Raw genomic sequence first — 22,701 nt, 5'->3', positions numbered from 1 at the left:
AAATTAAAAAATAAGTACATTTTCAATGGAAATAGTTGTAAATTTAATGTTCTGAAGTTGCGATTTGTTGGTGTAAACGGAAATTTCATGATCTATATCAAAAGTGGATGCATTGCAAAAATCATAATTTCTATAGTGTAATTTTTTCACTGATATGTTGAAGTGTTTCTTTGGTGCAGGTTTGAAAATCTTCTCCGGATACCCAGTTTAAATTCGCGATAATGTTTGTTTGCGAAAGAGAATGAAAAATATTGTTCTCTTCAATCGAAAAAGAGAATCCTGACACATGCTGAGTTATATTTCTGATTTGAAGATGAAAGAAAAAGGACGAAGGTTATTCTGTTCCTTGAAATGCGGCCTGATTTGCTGTTTTATGGCTTCATTGTCCGTATTGGTGATTGCGCTGGTTTTTGATTCGGTCGATGGTATTGTCGATCTGGAAATTTATATTCAATATGTTTTTGCATCGGCATTCGTGTTGTTGTTTTCTTTTGTCATTCTTTACCTGTTTCGATTTTTCCCGCTGGCAAGATCCGGACTGAACTGGAATAATCGTTCCTCGATCATCATTATTAAAAAGCACTTCATGGCTTTTTTTGCCGTTTCCCTGATTGTTTCGATAATCGCTTATCTGGTTTTTTTATATCTTGCCAGAAACCAGAGTGAAAAGGTTGATCTGAATCTGGCGCGGATTGCCAAAATGCAAGTAAAACAGGTGAACGACTGGCGGAACAGGCAGGCTTACCTGTCGGAAAGATATGCAGGTGATGTCAGGATTATTCATGAGGCGAGAGGTTTCGAAGAAAAAATGAACCGGCTTGGGAACCGAATGAAAAAGGGTATCGCTGGCGAGATCGGGGGAGATCCTGAGGTTCAGAGTATTCACAAGCTTTTTTCGTTGACAGGACGTTATGATCTTGTCAATGTGCTCAAATACAGGCGGGTCTGGATGGGACCACCCAAAAAGATAAAAGACATAAACGGAAAATGGCTCAATGTGCTGACGATGTATGTCCCTTTTCTGAAAATGAAACCTGAAGGCAAGGAAGCGGGAATCAAAACGCATTATGTCGATCCTTCCGATTCGCTGATTCCCAGGCTTTCAGTTTTGCCGGCGATCGGTATGTCATCCAGAGTTTTTCTTTTCAGCCGTTATGGTGAAGAGATTGTTGTTTTGCGCAATTCATCGAATGACCATGTTGTTTATCCATTGAAACTGAGTGAGTCGAGTCGGGAACAATGGTTAAAGAAAATGAGTGATGGTGTACAGGGTATTTTCCATGAACTGGATTATCGTGGAAAACGTGTCATCGGTTATGTAGAGAAAATTCCCGATTCAGACTGGTCGTTGATGATCAAGATGGATGAACGGGAAGCGTACAGTCAGATCCGGCAGATGGCGTGGTACATTCTTTCGATCGCTTTTTTGCTGACGGCTATGGCCGGGCTGGCACTTTTTTTCGTATTGCGTCATCGGCATATGCAACATCAAACGGAGCGATTGAAAATGGGATTGAAACAGAAAGCGATACGTCAGCACTATGATTATCTGAGCAAGTTTGCCAATGATGTCATTATTCTGATGGATGGAGACGGAACAGTTATCGAGGCAAACGACCGTTCGGAAAGAATGTTCGGCAAGGTCCGTTCCGAGATGATAGGTGAAAATATCAGAACGGTGTTCGATCTGAAAGATGATTTCGCTTTCGAGGAAAAATGGAATGATCTGGAGGAAGAAAAAAGCCTGATTTTCGAAGCGTATGGACAGCATACGAATGGCAGTATTTTTCCCGTCGAAATCAGTTCGAGGGTTATCGAAGCTGACGGCCGTCTGTTTATCCAGTTCATTATACGTGACATATCCGAAAAGAAAAAAGCGGAAGAAATGGTCTGGAGACATGCGAATTTTGATCAGATTACCGGTTTGCCCAACAGGCGGATGTTTTCGGAAAGGCTGTTTTTTGAAACACGCAAGGCGCAGAGAGCGGGGTCTTCTGTCGCTCTCATGTTTCTTGATCTCGACCATTTCAAAGACGTCAATGATACGATGGGACATGGTGTCGGCGATCTTTTGCTGAAAGAGGCAAGTGACCGGCTGAGATTGTGTGTCCGCGAGACCGATACCGTGTCCCGGTTGGGTGGAGATGAATTCACTGTAATCTTGGCCGATCTGGGAGATTTCAAGGATGTGGAGAGAGTGGCACAGAATATTCTTGATGAACTGGCGGAACCCTTTGCTCTGGAAGGACAAACGGTTCATATTTCTGCCAGTATCGGTATTACGTTTTTTCCGGAAGATGCCACCGATACCCATGATCTGATGAAAAACGCCGATCAGGCGATGTATGCCGCAAAAAGTCTGGGAGGAAACCAGTATCATTATTTCACACAGTCCATGCAGGAAGCGGTGATACAGAGAATGCACATGATCAATGACTTGCATGTCGCTCTGGAAAACAATCAGTTCGAGACAGTGTTCCAGCCGATTGTCGATCTGAAAACAGGCGGGATCTGCCGTGCCGAAGCATTGATCCGCTGGCATCATCCTGTTCGCGGTGTTATCAATCCGGCCGCATTTGTACCACTGGCGGAAGATACAGGTCTGATTCAGGCTTTTGGCGACTGGGTTTTTCTTGAGGCGGCCAGACAGGCTGCAAAGTGCAGACGATATATCCCCGATTTTCAAGTAAGTGTCAATATTTCTCCGGTCCAGTTCAGGAAGGGCGGTATTGATACCGATGTGTGGTTTGCCCATCTGAAGAGTCTGGATCTTCCGCCTGAAGCGATCGTGATCGAGATTACCGAGGGATTGTTGCTTGAGATTGACGAAAGTATTACCGATCAGCTTCTGGCTTTACGTGATGCCGGTGTTGAAGTCGCACTGGATGATTTCGGGACGGGGTATTCTTCACTGGCCTATCTGAAAAAGCTCGATATCGATTATGTGAAAATCGACCAGATGTTTGTCAAGAATCTGTCTGTCAGCGAAGAGGACAGGGTATTGTGTGAAGCGATGACACTGATGGCGCATAAACTGGATATCGCCGTGATTGCTGAAGGTGTCGAGACACAGGCGCAGTTGAAGATGATTGCTTCTTTCGATTGCGATTATGCTCAAGGTTATTATATATCCGGTCCGGTAGGCGGTGCGGAATTTGAGGAATTGCTTGGTGAGAAGTACAAAATCGGGCTGTCGTGAAACGATAAGAAAGACGGTCAAAGCAATGACGAAAAGTGGAATCGGTGAGAAAATAACCGTTTGCATTTCAGACTGAACGGTTGCCGGAGTCTTGTTTTGACATATAGCGTTAAGGAAATTTTCTATACATTGCAGGGAGAAGGGGCGCGTGCAGGGCGCCCTGCCGTTTTCTGCCGGTTTTCAGGCTGCAATTTGTGGTCCGGGCGTGAGCAGGACCGTTTTCGTTCCATTTGCCGTTTTTGCGACACCGATTTTGTCGGGACTTCAGGAGAACGGGGTGGCAGATATGCAACAGCGGAAGAACTGTCGTCAGTGATCGTCTCTCTTTGGCCTGTCGGTCATGAAGAGAACCGGTATGTGGTATTCACAGGAGGCGAGCCGCTTCTTCAGCTTGACGGGCCTTTAATCGACGCCATGCATTCCGCAGGGTTTGAAGTCGCTATCGAAACCAATGGAACCATTGCCGTACCGGCAGGAGTTGACTGGATCTGTGTCAGTCCCAAGGTGGGAGCGCAGTTGGTAGCGAAAAAGGGAAACGAACTGAAAGTTGTCGTTCCGCAGGAAGGCCAGAATCTGACCGAGTATGAAAACCTGTCCTTTTCCCACTTCTACGTTCAACCGATGGATGGTGAAAATCGGGAACAAAACGTTAAAATAGCGATTGAAACCTGTTTGAAGAATCCGAAATGGAAACTTGGTTTGCAAACCCACAAATATTTACAGATTCCCTAGTATTTTCATGTTGACGATTACCCGAAAACTTGAATTCGATGCCGGTCACCGTATCCCGGACCATCATAGCCAGTGCAGAAATCTGCACGGGCACCGTTATGTTCTGCATATTACTCTTGAAGGTGATCCGCTTGAAAAGGATGGCGATTCCGGCAATGGCATGATTCTCGATTTTTCCGAAGTCAAAAAACTGGCTGAAACGCATCTTGTTTCGCATTGGGATCACGCTTTTCTGGTTTATGAAAAAGATACGCCGGTCAGACAGTTTCTTGACAGCTTGCCGAACCACAAGACAGTTGTTCTTGATCGGGTGCCGACGGTGGAAAATATGGCACAGGTTGCTTTCGATACCCTGAAAAACGTCTATGACAGTTTTTTCGGCCGTTCGCTTGTTTTGAAGAGCGTGCGTATTTATGAGACGCCGAATTGCTGGGCCGAGGTGTCGGCGCCGACCGGTTCATGAATGACGAAATCATGATGCAAGAAGCTCTGGAGCAGGCACGGCTGGCGGAAAAAGCCGGTGAAGTGCCGGTCGGGGCAGTTGTCGTGCAAAACGGGGTCATTATAGCAAGGGGGTTCAACCGTCCGATCTCCGGCCACGATCCTACCGCGCATGCTGAAATCATGGCATTGCGGGATGCTGCCGAAGTCTGCAAAAACTATCGGTTACCGGAATGCGAACTGTACGTCACGCTTGAACCCTGTGCGATGTGTGTCGGTGCGATGATTCATGCACGGTTGAAAAGGGTTGTTTTCGGTGCCGCTGATCCGAAAACGGGAGCGTGCGGCAGTGTTGTCGATCTTTTTGCAAGAAAAGAACTGAATCACCATACGGTAGTGACAGGGGGGGTTTTGCAGGAAGAGTGTTCCACATTATTGAAAACGTTTTTTGCCGGACGAAGAAAAAAGCAGAAGGAAATGCGGGAAAAAGGGGATTGACTGCGTAATGAGGGAGGATCGCTGAAATATCGGAAAAATCTTCCCGGATTCATTGCCTTTGACAGGAACGGTCATGATGAAAAAGTTTGTTGTTTCACTGTTTTTGGGCTGGATCTCGTTTTATGCGTCGTCTGCTTTTTCGACAGATTCGGGAAAAAGGGCCGAGACAACGGAAATATCGGCCGCTTGCGAAACTGGAATGTCCGGTTCCCGTGATTTTTACCGTTTGCCGGAAGAACAGGACGTCCGGCGCCAATCGCTTCCCACAAAACAGAATACAATGATGGATACGAAAAAAATCGGTATCGCGATCATCGCACCCGGTGGCTATGTGCCGGATTCGAGCCTTGAAAAGGGGATAGATTCCCTGAAGTCGAGGGGATATCGGGTCTTCAATTATTATGATCCGGAAAAGCGCTATCAGCGTTTTTCGGCCACAGACGAAGAACGGGTACAGCAGATCGTTCAGGCGGTTTCCAATCCCCGGGCGCAAATCGTTATGGCATTGCGGGGAGGCTATGGCACGACACGGCTTTTGCCTTACCTTGATTTCGACGGACTGGCCAAAAGCGGCAAACTGTTTGTCGGACATAGCGATTTTACGGTTTTCCAGATGGCCTTGCTGAAAAAAGGAGGAATCAGTTTTGCCGGTCCCATGGTCAATAGTGATTTTGCGGGAAAGGAACCTGGCGGATTTACCATTGACCACTTCGAAGCATGTATGACCTCACCGGAAGTATTTCTTGAATGGTTTTCACGGAATAATCCCGATGTGAATGTGGAAGGTGTTTTGTGGGGCGGAAATCTGACCATGCTGGCCCATCTGGCAGGAACGCCCTGGATGCCTGACATTTCCGGTGGCATTCTGTTTGTCGAGGATGTCCATGAACAGCCATATCGGGTGGAGCGGATGCTGTTGCAGCTGGATGAAGCGGGTATTCTGGGGAAACAGAAGGCGCTGGTTTTGGGCCATTTCACGGAATTTAAGGAGACGGATTACGATAACGGGTACGATTTCGAGGCCATGCTGGTCTGGTTGCGGTCCCGCTTGACTATCCCCGTTTTGACCGGGTTGCCGTTCGGTCATGTCAGGGACAAGGCTACATTGCCTGTCGGAGGCCATGCACGTCTCGTTTCGCGGGAAGGTAAAACGCAACTGTATTTGAGCGGTTATCCCACGGTTTGGTAAAATAACCGGTTTTATCAACATCGTACAAGGATAACCGTGCTTTCTACTGCCAATATTACCATGCAGTTCGGCCCGAAGCCGCTGTTCGAAAACATTTCCGTCAAATTCGGTGAAGGCAACCGTTATGGCCTGATCGGAGCGAACGGAGCGGGCAAATCGACTTTCATGAAAATTCTGGGGGGAGATCTGGAGCCGACATCGGGTACCGTGATGCTTGATCCGAATGAACGGCTCGGCAAACTTCGACAGGACCAGTTTGCCTATGAAGATAGGCGTGTCCTTGATGTCGTCATGATGGGGCATACAGAAATGTGGCAGACGATGGTGGAGCGCGATGCCATTTATGCCAATCCTGACGCGACGGATGATGATTACATGAGAGCGGCGGAGCTGGAAGCGAAATTTGCCGAATACGACGGTTATACGGCGGAAGCGAGGGCCGGCGAGTTGCTTTTGGGAGTCGGTATCGGTCTGGAATTTCACGAAGGACCAATGAGTGCGGTGGCACCGGGATGGAAACTGCGTGTCCTGCTGGCACAGGCGCTCTTTTCCGATCCGGATATCCTTCTTCTGGATGAACCGACCAACAATCTGGATATCAATACCATTCGCTGGCTGGAAAACGTGTTGAACGAACGCGATTCCACCATGATCATCATTTCGCACGACCGCCATTTCCTGAATCAGGTCTGCACGCATATTGCCGATATGGATTACGGTACGCTGAAAGTCTACCCCGGCAATTATGACGATTATATGCTGGCTTCAGCCCAGGCCAGGGCGCAGCAACAGGCCGCGAATGCCAAGGCCAGGGAACGGATCGCCGAATTGCAGGAGTTTGTCCGGCGTTTTTCCGCCAACAAGTCCAAGGCCAGACAGGCCACGTCCCGTGCACGCCAGATTGAAAAAATCCGGGTCGAGGATGTCAAACCGTCCAGTCGCGTGCATCCCTATATCCGTTTTGAATCCGAAAAGAAATTGCATCGTCTGGCCGTGGAAGCCGAAAACCTGTCCAAATCATATGACCGTCCGATTTTCAGTCATTTCGATATCATGATCGAGGCGGGAGAAAAGGTGGCGATTATCGGTGCCAATGGGGCCGGCAAGACAACGCTTTTGCGCTGTCTGGGTGCTGAGGCCTGTCATATGAAAGCGGATTCAGGTTCCGTCAAATGGGCGGAGCATGCCAATATCGGTTATATGCCGCAGGATACGGCGGAAGAATTTGAGAATGAATTGAATCTGACCGACTGGATGGCCCGTTTTACCAAGGAAGGGGATGATGACCAGACTGTACGGTCTGTTCTGGGAAGATTGCTGTTTTCGGGAGACGATGTCAGAAAACCGGTGAGAGTGTTGTCCGGCGGAGAAAAAGGGCGCATGATGTATGGCAAACTGATTTTGGGACGCCACAATGTCATGTTGATGGATGAACCGACCAACCATATGGATATGGAATCCATTGAGGCATTGAATATCGCTCTGGAAAAATATACCGGAACGCTTCTGTTCGTTTCGCATGACCGCGAGTTCGTTTCTTCGCTGGCCACACGGATTCTTGAAGTCAGAGACGGGCAGATTATCGATTTCAGGGGAAGTTACGATGAATATCTGCACAGCCAGGGTATTGAATAGGACCTAAATCCGGACTTTTCCTGACATTTTTTCCGGTTTGTGCGATAGTTGAAATATTAGTCTCATTATTTTCAGTCGATAAAATGCAAAATTCTGGAATCAAGGAAGTTCAATACGAATTGCCCGAAATGCAAAGCGGAGCACGTACCGTGGCCAATGCCTGGGCCCGTGTTCCGAGAGAGTTGTCGCGACAGGAAAAACAGGAATACCGGGAGAAAATCAAAAAACTCCTGAAAGAAAAGAACGCGGTTCTGGTTGCGCATTACTATGTCGATGGCGATATTCAGGATCTGGCTGAGGAAACAGGCGGTTGTGTGGCGGACTCGCTTGAGATGGCCCGTTTCGGACGGGACAATCCGGCAAAAACGCTGGTTGTCGCGGGTGTCCGTTTCATGGGAGAAACAGCCAAAATACTGAGCCCTGACAAAAAAATCCTGATGCCTGATCTGGATGCCTGCTGCTCGCTCGATCTGGGGTGCCCTGCCGATGAATTCGCTGCGTTTTGCGATGCCCATCCGGACAGGACGGTTGTCGTCTATGCCAATACCAGCGCAGCCGTCAAGGCTCGCGCCGACTGGATGGCCACATCTTCCATCGGACTGGAAATCGTCAGGCATTTGCATGAAGAAGGCAAAAAAATTCTCTGGGGCCCGGATCGGCATCTGGGAAGTTATATTCAGGAACAGACCAGTGCCGACATGTTGTTATGGCAGGGGTCCTGTCTTGTCCATGACGAATTCAAGGCAGCCGAACTGTATCTGCTGAAACAGGAGCATCCGGGTGCGAAAGTACTGGTTCATCCCGAATCGCCCGCTTCTGTGGTGGCACAGGCCGATGTGGTGGGCTCGACATCCCAGATTCTGAATGCGGCGAAAACCATGGATGCCACAACTTTCATTGTGGCTACCGACAAGGGGATTTTCCACAAGATGCAACAACAGATTCCCGGAAAAACCTTTATCGAGGCACCGACGGCCGGACATGGCGCGACCTGCAAGAGCTGTGCGCAATGTCCCTGGATGGCGATGAATTCGCTGGAAAATCTCGCCCGCACGCTGGAAACGGACAAAAACGAAATCTTCGTTGATGGCGAAACGGCGAAAAAAGCCATCGTCTGCATCGAGAGGATGCTGGACTTCTCCGCACAGCAGAAAGCGAAAGCGCAAGACAGGGAAGCGGTGCTGACTTCCGGTATGGGGGTAGCATGAACCGTTCCGGTTTTGCCTGGGAAAAGCTGTTGGATGCCGCGATTGCCTCCAATGTGGAAACAGCACTGGCGGAAGATGTCGGAACGGGCGATTTGACCGCCTCGCTGTTGCCGCCGGATGAACAGGTGTCCGGTCATCTCATCGTCCGCGAAAAGGCCGTCCTGTGCGGTATCCCATGGTTTGAAGCCGTCATGCACCGGCTCGATAACAGTATCACGATCCAGTGGCGGTACAACGAGGGTGACGAAATGGCAGCCGACAGCGAAGTGTGCAGCATTTCCGGCCCGGTCAGGGCGATACTGACCGGAGAACGCACGGCGATGAACTTTCTCCAGCTTCTTTCAGGCGTCGCGACCGCCACCCGCGAATACGTCCGGCTTGTCGATGGGACGCACGCCAGAATATACGACACGCGCAAAACCGTACCGGGCTTGCGCATCGCCCAGAAATACGCCGTCAGCGTCGGCGGGGGCGAAAACCAGCGGCTGGCGCTGTACGACGCCATCCTGATCAAGGAAAACCACATCGCCGCCGCAGGCGGTATCCGGCAATCGCTTGAACAGGCCGCGAAAAAAGCGGGCGTGCCCGTCCAGATCGAGGTCGAAACCCTTGTCCAGTTGCAAGAGGCACTTGCGGCAGGGGCTCGTTCCATTTTACTGGATAATTTCACACTGGACGACATGCGTGAAGCTGTACGGATCGCGAGAGATTCCGGAATGGGTGCGGTGCTTGAAGCATCAGGCGGAATTGACCGACGGACAATCCGGGATATTGCGGAAACAGGAGTGGATCGTATTTCGATCGGTGAACTGACCAAACATGTCAGGGCAACGGATTATTCACTCAGATTACTGTCCTGATACCTTCGGCTTTCATGAATCGTCTCTCGTTTTTGTACGCTTATGTCCATTTATATCCAGACCGAAGATTTCGACCTGTCGGAAGAACTGAAACGCTTGCGTGACGGACGTCAGGATATCGGTGCGGTGGTTTCGTTTCTCGGTACGGTACGGGATATTCATGACGACCAGTCCATCTTATCCATGGAACTGGAACATTATCCGGGAATGACTGAGCTGGTACTCGGTGAAATCGTCGATGAAGCACGAAGGCGCTGGGATATCGTTGATCTGACCGTCATCCACCGCGTTGGCAAACTCAAACTTTCTGATCAGATCGTGTTGGTAGCCGTTGCTTCCCGTCATCGGAGAGACGCATTTATGGCGTGTGAGTACCTCATCGATATGTTGAAAGCACGAGCGCCATTCTGGAAAAAGGAAGAAACAGCAAGTGGAATGCGATGGGTAAAAGCGAAGTCTTCCGATCAGGATGTACTGGACAGGTGGAAAAAGTAGTGCGCTTTCATCCTGTTTAAGAACAGTATATTTCTATAACCGGAGTCATGGTTACTGTTCATGAGCATCTTTGCATGGTAAAAAACCGTTTTCTCAGAAATAGGAATTCAAAAATCATTCATACAATATCCCGCTAGAGTAAATTTATGGCAATACGGGTATTGTTTTTTCCGCTTTGGGCAGTTATTCTCGTTTCATCAAGGTGATGGTGTTCCACCTTTCCCAATCGCCACAGGTTCCTGTGGCTGATGACGCCTGATTTTGTCACCGCAGGGGTGAGGATCGGCGTATCTGTTTTTTGGTTTTCCTTTTCTCCCGTTTCCGGTGACGGGCAGTTTTTTCTGAAATGATTTGACAGGAGAGGAATTTCAATGAGTTGGCTTGCGGTAGGTCTGGGTGCGGCAATCGGTGCATGGCTCAGATGGGGGCTGGGGATGTTGATGAATCAGGTACACCAGCATATCCCGTTAGGGACACTGGTGGCCAATCTGGCAGGTGGGTATGTGATCGGTCTGGCAATGGCGTTTTTCAGCACGCACAATGGCATCAGTCCGGAGTGGCGGTTGTTTGCGATTACGGGTTTTTTGGGCGGGCTGACGACGTTTTCGACTTTTTCGGCAGAGACGGCGTTGATGTTGCAGCGTGGAGAATATGTTTGGGCTGCCTTGCAGATTGTTTTGCATGTCGCGGGCGCCATATTGTTGTGTATGGCGGGCTTTGCCAGTTATCGTTGTCTTTCCGGGCTGTGAGCGATCCTGAAATATCGTTTTTGTTCCTTTTTTCGCAATGCGACAGTCTTGAAATAAGGCATGCTGATCCCTATATAAGATTCATTACAATTATGGGAGATTGCAATGCGTCAAGACAAATTGACAACGAAATTACAAGAAGCCATTGCAGATGCACACAGTCTGGCGGTCGGCAACGATAACCAGTATGTCGATCCTGTTCACCTTCTGACGGCTTTGCTGCAGCAAAACGACGGCAGTACCAAGTCCCTCCTGCAAAGGGCCGGGGTAAACGTCAACAAGCTTGCCGGTTCACTCAGAACGGCGGTTGACCGCTTGCCCAAGGTAAGCGGAACGGGGGGCGATGTCCAGATCGGGCGGGAATTGATGAATGTCCTGAATCTGGCCGACAGGGAAGCGCAGAAACGCAATGACCAGTTCATCGCCAGTGAAATGATTTTGCTGGCGCTTTTGGATGACAAATCGGAAGCCGGACGGCTGGCTCGTGAAGCAGGGCTGTCGAGAAGCGCTCTGGAAGCGGCTATTCAGGCGGTTCGTGGCGATGCCAATGTGAATTCCGCCGATGCGGAAAGCCAGCGTGAAGCACTGAAGAAGTACACACTGGATCTGACGGAGCGGGCGCGTTCGGGCAAACTCGATCCGGTGATCGGTCGTGATGACGAAATTCGTCGTGCCATTCAGGTCTTGCAACGCCGGACCAAAAACAACCCGGTTCTGATCGGTGAACCAGGGGTCGGCAAGACGGCGATCGTTGAAGGGTTAGCCCAGCGTATCGTCAATAATGAAGTGCCGGAAAGTCTGAAGGGAAAACGGGTACTGGCGCTGGATATGGCAGCTTTGCTGGCCGGTGCGAAATTCCGGGGTGAATTCGAAGAACGTCTGAAAGCTGTTCTGAACGAGTTGGCCAAAGATGAAGGTCAGGATATCGTTTTTATCGATGAAATCCATACGATGGTCGGCGCGGGCAAGGCGGAAGGTGCCATGGATGCCGGCAATATGCTGAAGCCGGCGCTGGCTCGTGGCGAACTGCATTGCGTGGGAGCAACGACGCTGGACGAATACCGCAAGTACATCGAAAAGGATGCCGCTCTGGAGCGGCGTTTCCAGAAGATTATGGTCGATGAACCGTCAGTTGAGGATACGATCGCCATTTTGCGTGGATTGCAGGAAAAATATGAGTTGCATCACGGGGTGGAAATTACCGATCCGGCCATTATTGCCGCAGCGGAACTGTCGCACCGGTATATTACCGACCGTTTTTTGCCGGACAAGGCTATTGATCTGATTGACGAGGCCGCTTCCCGTATCAAGATGGAAATCGATTCCAAACCTGAAGTCATGGACAGACTGGATCGCCGTATCATCCAGCTGAAAATCGAACGGGAAGCCATGAAGAAGGAAACGGATGAGGCGTCCAAGAAACGCCTGGCGCTTCTTGAAGAAGAGATCACGAAACTGGAAAAGGAATATGCCGATTACGATGAAATTCTGAAAGCGGAAAAAGCCGGTGTCGAAGGGTCGAAACATATCAAGGAAGAGATCGAGAAAGTCCGCCAGCAGATCGAGGAAGCGAAACGGCGTGGGGACTATCAGAAGATGTCCGAACTGATGTATGGCAAATTGCCGGAACTGGAAAAATCACTGGCTGCCGAAACGAAAAAGGATGAAAAACTGGAACACGATCATCCGAGGCTGTTGCGTACGCAAGTCGATGCCGAGGAAATCGCGGAAGTGGTCTCGCGTGCTACCGGTATTCCGGTATCCAAGATGATGCAGGGGGAACGGGACAAACTGCTGCATATGGAAGACGAGCTGCACAAACGGGTCGTCGGCCAGCATGAAGCGATTGTCGCCGTATCCGAAGCGATCCGGCGTTCCCGCGCCGGTCTGTCCGATCCGAACAGACCGTATGGTTCGTTCATGTTCCTGGGGCCGACCGGTGTGGGCAAGACCGAATTGTGCAAGGCGCTGGCGGCTTTTCTGTTCGATACGGAAGAAGCCATGATCCGTATCGATATGAGTGAGTTCATGGAAAAACATTCAGTTGCCCGTCTGATCGGGGCGCCTCCGGGATATGTCGGCTATGAGGAAGGCGGTTACCTGACAGAGGCGGTTCGCCGCAAACCTTACAGCGTCATTTTGCTGGACGAAATCGAAAAAGCGCATCCCGACGTGTTCAACGTCCTGTTGCAGGTACTGGACGATGGAAGGATGACGGATGGACAGGGACGGACGGTGGATTTCAAAAATACTGTGATTGTCATGACATCGAATCTGGGATCGCAACTGATCCAGTCGATGGACAAAAGCGATCAGGGACTGATCAAACTGGCTGTCATGGATGAGGTGCGGAAACATTTCCGTCCCGAATTCATTAACCGGGTGGATGAAATCGTTGTGTTCCATGCGCTGGATGAGAAGAACATCGGAGCGATTGCCAAAATCCAGCTGGCACTTGTCAACAGGCGTTTGCAGGGAATGGAAATGTCGATGGAAGTATCCGATGCGGCGCTTCACAAAATTGCCGAAGCCGGTTTCGATCCACTGTTCGGTGCCCGTCCCTTAAAGAGGGCGATCCAGAACCAGATCGAGAACCCGCTTTCAAAGTACATTCTGGAAGGCAAGTTCGGCCCGAAGGATACCATTCTGGTGGACGAAAAGAATGGTGAGCTGGTATTCGACAAACGGACTGCCGGCTGAAATCATCCGGTTCGGCAGAATTGAAAATCCCCTTGAGTATTATCTCAAGGGGATTTTTTTATGGAGATCCTGAATAATGAAAAACACGTCCGGATCTGTTGTCGGTAAAAATAATGTAAATCAGGTTGAAGGATCAATTAGGCACCCTGTATGATTGGCATTTGATGTGACGGCTTCAGTCACCCCGGCGACTGAAGCCGACCGGGTACATATAGCTGGTTATGCCAATTGTTCATCGAACCTGACATATGCTGAATATGAAGAATCGTACAAGAAAATGGGCCGGTGTCTTTTTGTGTATTTTTTTTGCTTCTGTGACGGCTTTTGCCGAACCGGTTTCGATCGAAGGACAGAAAACGTCTTCGTGGACGGATTATTTCAGCCGTTTTCTGGTTTTCTGGCAGGATGATGCGGACAGGAAAGCGGATACTTCGCAGCACAGCCCGGATGCATGGAAAAAAATTCCGATCGATTTCAGCGATTTCCTGCCGGATAATTTGCCGGGCATATCCGAATACCGGCAGGCGATGAAATATCGGCTCTGGCAAAACAGGCCATCCCACCAGGAACAGGAAGTCTATGATCTGTTTGGTATTTCCGCCCAAAAGGGCAATGTGCTCGCCCTGATGAAACAGTATGAAATGTATCAGGAAAATCAGGATACATCTGAGGACGGCAAACGTTTTTTTGCCAATCGGCTGAGTGAAGCCTGTCAGCAGGTTTATCCCGTTGCCGTCACCGGAAACCCGGATGCACAATATTTGTATGCCCGGTATTGCATGAATTTCAAGAGTGCTCAGGCACAGTCATGGTATGTCCGGGCAATGAAGCAATACAGAACGTTTGCTGACAGGAACGTTCCCTACGCCCAATATATGCTCGGTGAGGTTTACCGGTATTATGGTGAAGAGAAAACGGCGCAAGACTGGTTCATGCTGTCGGCGAAAAACGGAAATGCCGAGGCGGTATGCCGGGTCAAACTCAATGTATTTCATGAAAGCGAGTTGTGGAAAAATCTCGGGCCTGAAGTCAAAGGCAATAACTCGTGTGCGGTTTATCAGGCTTTGAGGCTGGTTTCACAGATGAATACGAACAAGGCCGTTGCCCATGCGGCAACACAATTGCTGATGCAGATACCGGTCGGTTATGCCCGAAAGGGATTTGAAGAGAGCGGATATCATTTTTATTCGCACCAGCGACCTCTGGATCTTGTCTTTTCCGGCCAGCATGAGGAATTGACGGAATCCCAGCTGGAAAAGTCGAAAATGCTGGTTGAAAAATACAAAAATAACAAGGCGGAATTTGTCGATGAATATCTGGACAAGTTCGACTGGAACCGTTTGAGTCCCTTTGGTGATTAATCCATCGCGGAAAGATGGGAACTGTTATCCGTTTTCCGGTTTGGAATAGTGGTCGGGTGAGATCGCAGCTGGATGTTTTTTTCTGTTTGTTCTCACCGGAATATGTAATCGCATTTCTGGCATTGCGACAGAACATGTTCGCTGTCGCTTCGATGATAGGCACCGGACCACTGGCAGATGCTTTTCAGAATGGGGATGACGGACACCCCTTTGTTGGTCAATGAATATTCGACACGCAGGGGGATTTCGTTGTACTGTTTGCGATCGAGGATATCGTCGGCCAGCAGTTCTTTGAGTGTTGCAGCGAGAACGGTATCGGTAATGTTCGTCATTTCGCGGCGGATTTCGTTGTAACGCAGACATTTTTTCTCGGCAAGAACGCATATAATCCGCGGTTTCCATTTGCCGCCGAAAATGTCCAGTCCATATTCCAGTGGACAGCGGATTTCCTTTTTCAGTTTCGGTTCATACATTTTCTTTTTTCTCCTGATTCCGTTTTCATATTCAATAATAACGGAATAATGTCGATTGTAAAATCTACTTATGAAAATGAAAGTAACTACTGAAATTAGTAGTAGATTATAAATTTATTAATATATTTTATTGAAAAGGTGGTTGTTATACACTTCAGGTGGGCCCATCAATGAAACAGAACAAATCTTTTTGTGAAAGGAATATAAAATGGATGTGAAAGCCTGCTTGCAGATTACAATGAAAATAAAGACGGGGAACCGGAACGCCGCTGCCAAGGTCTATTCCGATTTCCGGGAACCGTTTCTGGCCCGGATCCCGGGAGCGCTGACCAAGCAGTTGCTTGTCAGAAACGAGGATGTCCAGGTACTGCACGGTTTTGACAGTGTAAAAAATGCACGTGCCTATCTGGATAGCGATATGTTCAGGGATGATGTTTTCATTGGATTGAAAGATCTTTGGGACGTTCCGCCGGATGTGCGTATTTATGAATGTATTCAGTAAAAAGAATGCGGATAGTTACTGTCCATTATTATAATCCTGTCGCATCTGATGGTACGGTAGCGGAAATGAAACGGCTGATTGCATAAGTAGTGAACAGAAAATTCATGTTCCGCCTGATGCTTTTGGATGGAAAAACTTAAGGAATAACAAGAACATATAAAGAGTGTTTTCCGATATGAAAAATGCCGTTATACCCCTTAAATACAGGCGATACTGGCATACAAGCAGTTGAAAAAAGATAGTCAGGAATTATTTTGGATTTTAGGAATAATCCTGTTTTTGGGATTCCTTTGTAAACCCGTAAAGATAAAAAAGCCGGTGCTTTCATGCACCGGCTTTTTCTGTCACGATATCCTCTGGATCAGAGGATATCAGAAGCATAATCGGCAAGACGTGAACGTTCACCGCGAGCCAGCATGACGTGTCCGCTGTGTTCCCATCCGCGGAAACGGTCGACGACATAAGTCAGGCCACTTGATCCTTCCGTCAGATAGGGCGTGTCGATCTGGGCGATATTGCCGAGACAGACGATTTTGGTTCCCGGACCTGCACGGGTGATAAGGGTCTTCATCTGTTTGGGGGTCAGGTTCTGGGCCTCATCGATAATCAGGAATTTGTCAACGAATGTCCGACCACGCATGAAGTTGAGAGACTTGATCGAGATACGCGAACGGATCAGTTCCTGCGTTGTGGCGCGTCCCCATTCACCGGCATCGTTGTCCGATTTGGAAAGAACTTCCAGATTGTCGTCCAAGGCACCCATCCAGGGAGACATTTTTTCTTCTTCCGTCCCCGGCAGAAAACCGATATCTTCACCGACCGGAATGGTGACGCGAGTGACGATGACCTCGTTGTAACGTTTCATTTCCAGTACTTGCGCCAGTCCTGCTGCCAGAGCGAGAAGCGTCTTGCCGGTACCGGCCTGACCGACGAGTGTCACGATATCGATGTCCGGATTCATCAGGATATTGAAAGCGAAATTCTGTTCCCTGTTGCGGGCGGTAATGCCCCAGACATTGTTTTTGCTGTGGGTATAGTCGTGAAGCGTCTGCAAAACGGCTGTTTTGCCTTCGATGTTTCTGACCTGTGCCTGAAAAGGCGCTTCCCCCGCTTCCGGTTCGAGATAGACGAACTGGTTGACGACCATGGAAGGAACCATCGGGCCGTTGACCCGATAAAATGTCTGGCTGACGCCATGATGGTCGTTTTCTTGCCAGGTTTCGATGTTTTTGCCGTGTTTTTCCCAGAAGTTCGAAGGCAGTTGCAACGTTCCTGTGTAAAGCAGATCGGAATCTTCCAGGACCTGATCGTTGAAATAGTCTTCCGAAGACAATCCGAGTGCGCGGGCCTTGATGCGCATGTTGATGTCTTTGGAAACCATGACGATGGCCCGTCCGGGATGTTCGGCAACCAGCGTCATCATGACACCGAGTATCTGGTTGTCCGCCTTGTCCGATGCCAGATTTTTCGGCAACGGGCTGGCTTCCATTTTCGTCTGGAAATAGAGGTGCCCTTGTGCTTCCCTGTTGCCGAGTTTGTTCAGGGGAATTCCCTCTGTCATCAGAACGCTTTCGTCGACGTCGGCAACGAGCTGATCCAGCGTTCGGGTGACCTGACGGACGTTTCTGGCCACATCGGACATGCCGCGCTTGTGATTGTCCAGTTCTTCCAGCGTGATCATCGGCAGGAAGATATCATGTTCCTCGAAGCGGAAAAGGGAAGTCGGATCATGCATCAGGACATTGGTATCCAGTACAAACAGTTTGGTTTCGCCGGACTGGCTTGCCGCACGGCTCAAGGGGGATTGCAAGCTGGTTTCGACCAGTTTCTTGCGGGGAGGGCGTGTCGGCAGTTTGGCGGTGGAAAGAGTCCGTCCCTTTGCTGTTGTCCCTGCTTTTTCCGTCGCCGCCGTTTTTCCGGAAGCAGCCGGTCCGGATATTTTGCCGGCAGTCGGTTTCGTCGCGGTTGTGGAGACCTTTTTTTCTCTGGGAACTGCATTTGCCGGCAATCGTGTGGCTGCCGCTTCCTTTTTTGTGATCATATCGGCGGGTTTGGCTGGCATTTTCGGTAGTGGCATCAGAACCTCGTTTCATTTGATAGTGTTGAATCACAATGCATTCATGTTCCCGTTTCCGGTAACATGTTGAGACGACAACTGACTGGATCCGGTTGCTTCGTTTCCTTTGTACAGTCAGGAAAAAGACTGGTCGAGCTGGCGTGCTGCTTCCAGGATTTCCTCGATGTGGCCGGCAACTTTCACTCCACGCCATTCTTTCACCAATTGTCCATTCCGGTCAATGAGGAAAGTGCTGCGTTCGATACCCCGGCCGACTTTTCCGTAACGGGTTTTGGTTTTCATCACATCGAAGCGGTTGCAGAGTTTTTCTTCCGGATCTGAAATCAGTGTGAAAGGCAGATCGAATTTTCTGGCGAAATTTTCATGTGAACGAAGACTGTCACGGCTGATTCCGACAATTTCTGTGCCAGCTTTCTGGAATTCTGAATAATGGTCGCGGAAATCGATGCTTTCTGCTGTGCAGCCCGGTGTATTGTCTTTGGGGTAGAAATAGATCACCAGATTTTTGCCTTTGTAATCCGAGAATTTGAAAGGCCGGATAGTCGCTTCGGCGGTGAAATCGTCAATGATCTGGTTGAGCTGGATTTTTTCTTCTGACATGGTGGCTTTCTCTTGTTGTTTTCCGTGGAAAGATATGGCCTGAAAGGGCATATCCGGTCAAAAAACGTTATGGTGAGAGTGTAACCGTTTTTTACCGGTTTATCTCTTCCATCATAATGGCCAGGACGGCATTCCGTTCCTCGGCAAGCATCAGATTATATGTTCCGCAAGCCGCCCGGTTGTTCATGCATTCGATGATGATGCCGTGTTCGAGCAGGGTAAAGACCCATTCGGCGGGTATGCTGTGCATTTGCCGGCCGGTGCCCAACAGAACGATGTCGGGCCGGTATTTTTTCAGGGCGATGAGATCACTGACGGTCAGTTCCCCGAAGGAGCCGATATGCCAGGGTTCCGGTTTGTTTTCCGGAGTGACGATCAGGCTGTCGTGGTAAACCGTACCGCTGATTACGATTTCATGGTCCCGATAGGAGGAAACGGTTTGCCGGTTGCCGGTATTTTCAGGTTCGATATTCATACGACAGAGATAGTAACATTTCTGGCAGGTCGGGTTGTCCGTTGACAAAAACGAAGCAATCCATTTTTTTCTTACCTAAATCGCTATAAAGTGATAGGCTTATCAATTTAGTCGCTCCAGTCTTGATTCAGGACCGGGCATCAATCAAAATGATATATTGTCTTGTCACAAAGGGCACCATCCTTTAACACATTCCGGGAGCACAAAATGCACCTTATCCAAAAATCGAAAAAGCTGGCCAATGTTTGTTATGACATCCGCGGACCCGTTCTGGAAAGAGCGCGGGAGATGGAGGCGGAAGGTCAGAAAATCATCAAGCTGAACATTGGCAATGTCGGTGTATTCGGTTTCGATCCGCCTGATGAAATCGTGCGTGACATGATCAAGAACATGGTGAATGCCGCGCCTTATTCGGATTCGAAAGGAATGTTCGCTTCCCGAAAAGCGATTATGCAGTATACCCAGCAAAAGAATATCGAGGGGGTGACTATCGACGATATTTACATCGGCAATGGAGCATCCGAACTGATTGTCATGAGCATGCAGGCGCTGCTGGACAATGGCGATGAGGTGCTGGTACCGACGCCCGATTATCCTCTGTGGACAGCAGCTGTCACGCTTGCCGGGGGGAAGGCCGTTCATTACTTGTGCAATGAGGAAAAGGACTGGATGCCCGATCTTGCGGATATCGAGGCGAAGATCACCCCGCATACGAAGGCGATTGTCGTCATCAACCCGAATAATCCGACAGGTGCCCTGTATCCGGATGAACTGCTGAAAAAAATTGTCGATCTGGCTCGTGAACACCAGCTGATCGTGTTTGCCGATGAAATTTATGACAAATGTCTCTACGATGGTACAACGCATACGTCTATCGCTTCTCTGGCCAACGATGTGTTGTTCATCACCATGAACGGTCTTTCGAAAAATTACCGTTCGTGCGGTTACCGGGTCGGCTGGATGGTCGTTTCCGGGGAAAAGAAATATGCCCGGGACTATATTGTCGGGCTGGATATGCTTTCATCCATGCGTCTGTGCTCGAATGTACCGGGCCAGTTCGCCATTCAGACGGCGCTGGGGGGATATCAGAGCATCAACGATCTGGTTGCACCGGGCGGCAGGCTGACTCGCCAGCGTGATCTGGCTCACAGGTTGCTGACGGGAATACCCGGGGTTACTTGTGTGAAAGCGAGTGCATCGCTTTACATGTTTCCGAAACTGGATCCGGAAATTTATCCGATCGAAGATGACAGGCAGTTCGCCTATGAGCTGCTGGAAAAGGAAAAAGTCCTGATCGTTCAGGGGACGGGTTTCAACTGGATCGCACCCGATCATTTCAGGGTCGTTTTCCTGCCGAATTCGGATGACCTGACGCATGCCATCGAGAGGATTGCGCGTTTCCTTGAATATTACCGCAAGAAATTCGGGACAGAAGAACTCGCCATGAAAAAGTACGGACCTGTCCGTCAGGAAAAAGAATTGCGAGTCGTTTGAAACATTAATTATTTGAACAGGAAATATGAAGCCGGTTAAAGTTGGAATTCTGGGATTGGGAACAGTTGGTTCCGGTACCTTCAATGTATTGAAACGGAACCAGAAAGAAATCAGGGGACGGGCAGGCCGTGGAATCGAGGTTGTCATGGTGGCTGACCGGAATGTGGAAATGGCGCGCCGGATCGTCAATGGCGACTGCGAAGTGGTTTCCGACGGTAATTTGCTGGTGAACAATCCTGATGTCGACATTGTTGTCGAACTGATCGGCGGATACGGTGTGGCCAAGGATTTCGTTCTCAAGGCCATTGCCAACGGCAAGCATGTGGTGACTGCCAACAAGGCATTGCTGGCGCTGCATGGCAACGAGATTTTCGAGGCGGCACAGAACAAAAAAGTGATTGTCGCTTTCGAGGCGGCTGTTGCGGGCGGCATTCCGATCATCAAGGCGTTGCGGGAAGGTCTGACGGCCAACCGGATCGAATGGATCGCCGGGATTATCAACGGTACGACCAACTTCATTCTTTCGGAGATGCGCGAAAAGGGACTCGATTTCGATACGGTTCTGAAAGAAGCGCAGGAACTCGGTTATGCCGAATCCGATCCGACTTTCGATATCGAAGGTTTCGATGCCGCGCACAAGGCGACCATTATGTCGGCGCTCGCGTTTGGCATTCCCGTCCAGTTCGACAAGGCGTATGTCGAGGGCATTACCAAACTGGAAGCCATCGATATCAAATATGCCGAACAACTGGGATATCGTATCAAGTTGTTGGGTATCACCAAGCGGATGGAAAACGGTATCGAACTGCGTGTCCATCCGACACTGATTCCGTCCAAGCGCCTGATCGCCAATGTGGAGGGGGCCATGAATGCCGTGCTGGTCAACAGCGATGCGGTAGGCGCTTCCCTGTATTATGGCAAGGGAGCCGGTTCGGAACCGACGGCATCGGCCGTGATAGCCGATCTGGTCGATATCGCACGGCTCGAGTCGGTCAATCCCGAACACAGGGTGCCACATCTGGCTTTCCAGCCGGATGCATTGGCCAATACACCGATTTTGCCGATGTCTGAAGTCACCACCAGCTATTACCTTCGTATGCAGGTGAAAGATCAGCCGGGTGTTCTTGCCGATATCACCCGCATTCTGGCCGATCTGAAGATTTCGATTGACGCTTTCTTGCAGAAAGAACCGATGGAAGGGGAAACACTGGTCGATATCATTATCCTGACGCATCTGACGCAGGAGAAAAATATGGATGCCGCGATTGAGAAAGTGGAGAATTTATCGACAGTCATGGGAAAAGTGACGAAAATACGACTGGAAGAATTGATGTAATGTCATTCTTAAATTAGTCTATCGACATCGGGATTGGCAGACAGCGGATGCTGATCGATAAAAAATCAGCTGGTTATTTTTAGGAGAACGCCATGTTCAATAAAATCATGATTCCGACTGACGGATCGGAACTTTCGACGGCCGCGGCATTGGAGGGCGTTGCATTCGCGGCGGATAACGGATCGGAAGTGACAGGAGTGTATGTAGCGCCGGAATACCAGTATCCGGTGTATGTGGAGATCATACCGCCGACATATCCGATAGAAGAGGAATACAATGCCTTGATGCGCAAGGTAGGGATGGAATATCTGCAACCGATCCAGAAAGCGGCACAGGAAGCGGGAATCAGGTTTTCCAGTCTGGTCCTGTTTTCGAATTCGGCCGGTTCTGCCATTGCTGAGGCGGCACAGGAACAGAAATGCGACCTGATTTTCATGGGGTCTCACGGCCGGTCGGGTCTTGGCCAGCTTCTTCTGGGCAGTGTGACGACCAAAGTGCTGAATCTGTGCCAGATTCCGGTTCTGGTCCATCATTTGCGCAAAAAGAAACAAGCGGTCTGAATCGGTATGAAAGCAGCCATGCGGAAAGGTCGCATGGCTGCTTTTTTATGCTCCGGCAGGTGGATTTTCCTGTTGTCCCGAGACAGGTTGCAGAATTTGTCCATGTGTGCCGGATCG

The 22,701-nt window shown here is 49.5% G+C and carries 20 protein-coding genes and 1 riboswitch; of the genes, 16 read left to right on the top strand and 4 right to left on the bottom strand.

The annotated features are described in order from the left end of the window. The first annotated feature begins 373 nt into the window (after positions 1–373). The 12 genes from NB647_RS07915 to NB647_RS07860 all read left to right on the top strand — a co-directional run bounded on the left by NB647_RS07915 (position 374) and on the right by NB647_RS07860 (position 15,067). Positions 374–3,199: a bifunctional diguanylate cyclase/phosphodiesterase gene (locus NB647_RS07915; protein ID WP_269282843.1), complete on the top strand. Its 2,826-nt coding sequence runs from the start codon at positions 374–376 to the stop codon at positions 3,197–3,199. A gap of 96 nt (positions 3,200–3,295) precedes the next feature. Further along, positions 3,296–3,931 (top strand): 7-carboxy-7-deazaguanine synthase, encoded by a 636-nt coding sequence (gene queE, locus NB647_RS07910; RefSeq protein ID WP_269282840.1) that lies wholly within the window; start codon positions 3,296–3,298, stop codon positions 3,929–3,931. A 7-nt stretch (positions 3,932–3,938) separates the two neighbouring features. Beyond that, positions 3,939–4,394 (top strand): 6-carboxytetrahydropterin synthase QueD, encoded by a 456-nt coding sequence (gene queD, locus NB647_RS07905; RefSeq protein ID WP_269264046.1) that lies wholly within the window; start codon positions 3,939–3,941, stop codon positions 4,392–4,394. Next, positions 4,391–4,870, top strand: a complete 480-nt coding sequence (gene tadA, locus NB647_RS07900; RefSeq protein WP_269264045.1) for a tRNA adenosine(34) deaminase TadA — start codon at positions 4,391–4,393, stop codon at positions 4,868–4,870. Before queD ends, tadA begins: the two co-directional genes overlap by 4 nt. A gap of 73 nt (positions 4,871–4,943) precedes the next feature. Continuing rightward, positions 4,944–6,059, top strand: a complete 1,116-nt coding sequence (gene ldcA / locus NB647_RS07895) for a muramoyltetrapeptide carboxypeptidase (RefSeq protein ID WP_332880332.1) — start codon at positions 4,944–4,946, stop codon at positions 6,057–6,059. 36 nt (positions 6,060–6,095) lie between these two features. Further along, positions 6,096–7,694, top strand: coding sequence for an ABC-F family ATPase (locus tag NB647_RS07890; RefSeq protein WP_269264044.1), 1,599 nt, complete (start codon positions 6,096–6,098; stop codon positions 7,692–7,694). Positions 7,695–7,777: 83 nt separating this feature from the next. Next, positions 7,778–8,902, top strand: coding sequence for a quinolinate synthase NadA (gene nadA / locus NB647_RS07885; RefSeq protein WP_269282838.1), 1,125 nt, complete (start codon positions 7,778–7,780; stop codon positions 8,900–8,902). Next, positions 8,899–9,762 carry a carboxylating nicotinate-nucleotide diphosphorylase gene (gene nadC / locus NB647_RS07880; RefSeq protein ID WP_269282836.1) on the top strand — a complete coding sequence of 288 codons (864 nt, stop codon included), beginning with the start codon at positions 8,899–8,901 and terminating at the stop codon, positions 9,760–9,762. Before nadA ends, nadC begins: the two co-directional genes overlap by 4 nt. A 42-nt stretch (positions 9,763–9,804) precedes the next feature. Then, positions 9,805–10,257 carry a molybdenum cofactor biosynthesis protein MoaE gene (locus tag NB647_RS07875; protein WP_269264041.1) on the top strand — a complete coding sequence of 151 codons (453 nt, stop codon included), beginning with the start codon at positions 9,805–9,807 and terminating at the stop codon, positions 10,255–10,257. A gap of 192 nt (positions 10,258–10,449) precedes the next feature. Beyond that, a riboswitch (Fluoride riboswitch) is annotated at positions 10,450–10,522 on the top strand. Positions 10,523–10,628: 106 nt separating this feature from the next. Further along, complete coding sequence (gene crcB / locus NB647_RS07870) at positions 10,629–11,006, top strand: fluoride efflux transporter CrcB (protein ID WP_269264040.1); 378 nt, start codon at positions 10,629–10,631, stop codon at positions 11,004–11,006. Between the two features lie 105 nt (positions 11,007–11,111). Continuing rightward, the gene (gene clpB / locus NB647_RS07865; RefSeq protein WP_269264039.1) at positions 11,112–13,706 is read left to right on the top strand and encodes an ATP-dependent chaperone ClpB; all 2,595 of its coding nucleotides are present in this window, start codon (positions 11,112–11,114) and stop codon (positions 13,704–13,706) included. Positions 13,707–13,963: 257 nt separating this feature from the next. Then, positions 13,964–15,067, top strand: a complete 1,104-nt coding sequence (locus NB647_RS07860; RefSeq protein ID WP_269282833.1) for an SEL1-like repeat protein — start codon at positions 13,964–13,966, stop codon at positions 15,065–15,067. A gap of 92 nt (positions 15,068–15,159) precedes the next feature. Here NB647_RS07860 and NB647_RS07855 read toward each other — a convergent pair whose 3' ends face one another. Beyond that, a complete protein-coding gene (locus NB647_RS07855) occupies positions 15,160–15,540 on the bottom strand; it encodes a winged helix-turn-helix transcriptional regulator (RefSeq protein ID WP_269264037.1) in 381 nt (126 codons plus the stop codon). Between the two features lie 238 nt (positions 15,541–15,778). Here NB647_RS07855 and NB647_RS07850 point away from each other — a divergent pair, with 238 nt between their 5' ends. Continuing rightward, a complete protein-coding gene (locus NB647_RS07850) occupies positions 15,779–16,042 on the top strand; it encodes a hypothetical protein (protein ID WP_269282831.1) in 264 nt (87 codons plus the stop codon). A 361-nt stretch (positions 16,043–16,403) separates the two neighbouring features. On the opposite strand, the gene NB647_RS07845 is transcribed toward NB647_RS07850, so the two are convergent. The 3 genes from NB647_RS07845 to NB647_RS07835 all read right to left on the bottom strand — a co-directional run bounded on the left by NB647_RS07845 (position 16,404) and on the right by NB647_RS07835 (position 19,194). Next, positions 16,404–18,119, bottom strand: coding sequence for a PhoH family protein (locus NB647_RS07845; protein ID WP_269282828.1), 1,716 nt, complete (start codon positions 18,117–18,119; stop codon positions 16,404–16,406). 114 nt (positions 18,120–18,233) lie between these two features. Beyond that, positions 18,234–18,719, bottom strand: coding sequence for a peroxiredoxin (locus NB647_RS07840; RefSeq protein WP_269264034.1), 486 nt, complete (start codon positions 18,717–18,719; stop codon positions 18,234–18,236). A gap of 91 nt (positions 18,720–18,810) precedes the next feature. After that, positions 18,811–19,194, bottom strand: a complete 384-nt coding sequence (locus NB647_RS07835) for an Mth938-like domain-containing protein (protein ID WP_269282826.1) — start codon at positions 19,192–19,194, stop codon at positions 18,811–18,813. Positions 19,195–19,401: 207 nt separating this feature from the next. Between NB647_RS07835 and NB647_RS07830 the strand changes: the two genes are divergently transcribed. From NB647_RS07830 to NB647_RS07820, 3 genes are all read left to right on the top strand, one after another. After that, positions 19,402–20,688: a pyridoxal phosphate-dependent aminotransferase gene (locus NB647_RS07830; protein ID WP_269264032.1), complete on the top strand. Its 1,287-nt coding sequence runs from the start codon at positions 19,402–19,404 to the stop codon at positions 20,686–20,688. 25 nt (positions 20,689–20,713) lie between these two features. Continuing rightward, positions 20,714–22,024 (top strand): homoserine dehydrogenase, encoded by a 1,311-nt coding sequence (locus tag NB647_RS07825; RefSeq protein ID WP_269282824.1) that lies wholly within the window; start codon positions 20,714–20,716, stop codon positions 22,022–22,024. A gap of 92 nt (positions 22,025–22,116) precedes the next feature. Next, a complete protein-coding gene (locus NB647_RS07820) occupies positions 22,117–22,584 on the top strand; it encodes a universal stress protein (RefSeq protein ID WP_269282822.1) in 468 nt (155 codons plus the stop codon). The last annotated feature ends 117 nt before the right edge of the window (positions 22,585–22,701 follow it).

This window comes from Oxalobacter aliiformigenes, assembly GCF_027116575.1.
Taxonomy (GTDB): Bacteria; Pseudomonadota; Gammaproteobacteria; order Burkholderiales; family Burkholderiaceae_D; genus Oxalobacter; species Oxalobacter aliiformigenes.
The sequence above is the reverse complement of the archived record's forward strand: the minus strand, read 5'-3'. Positions and strand labels throughout refer to the sequence as shown.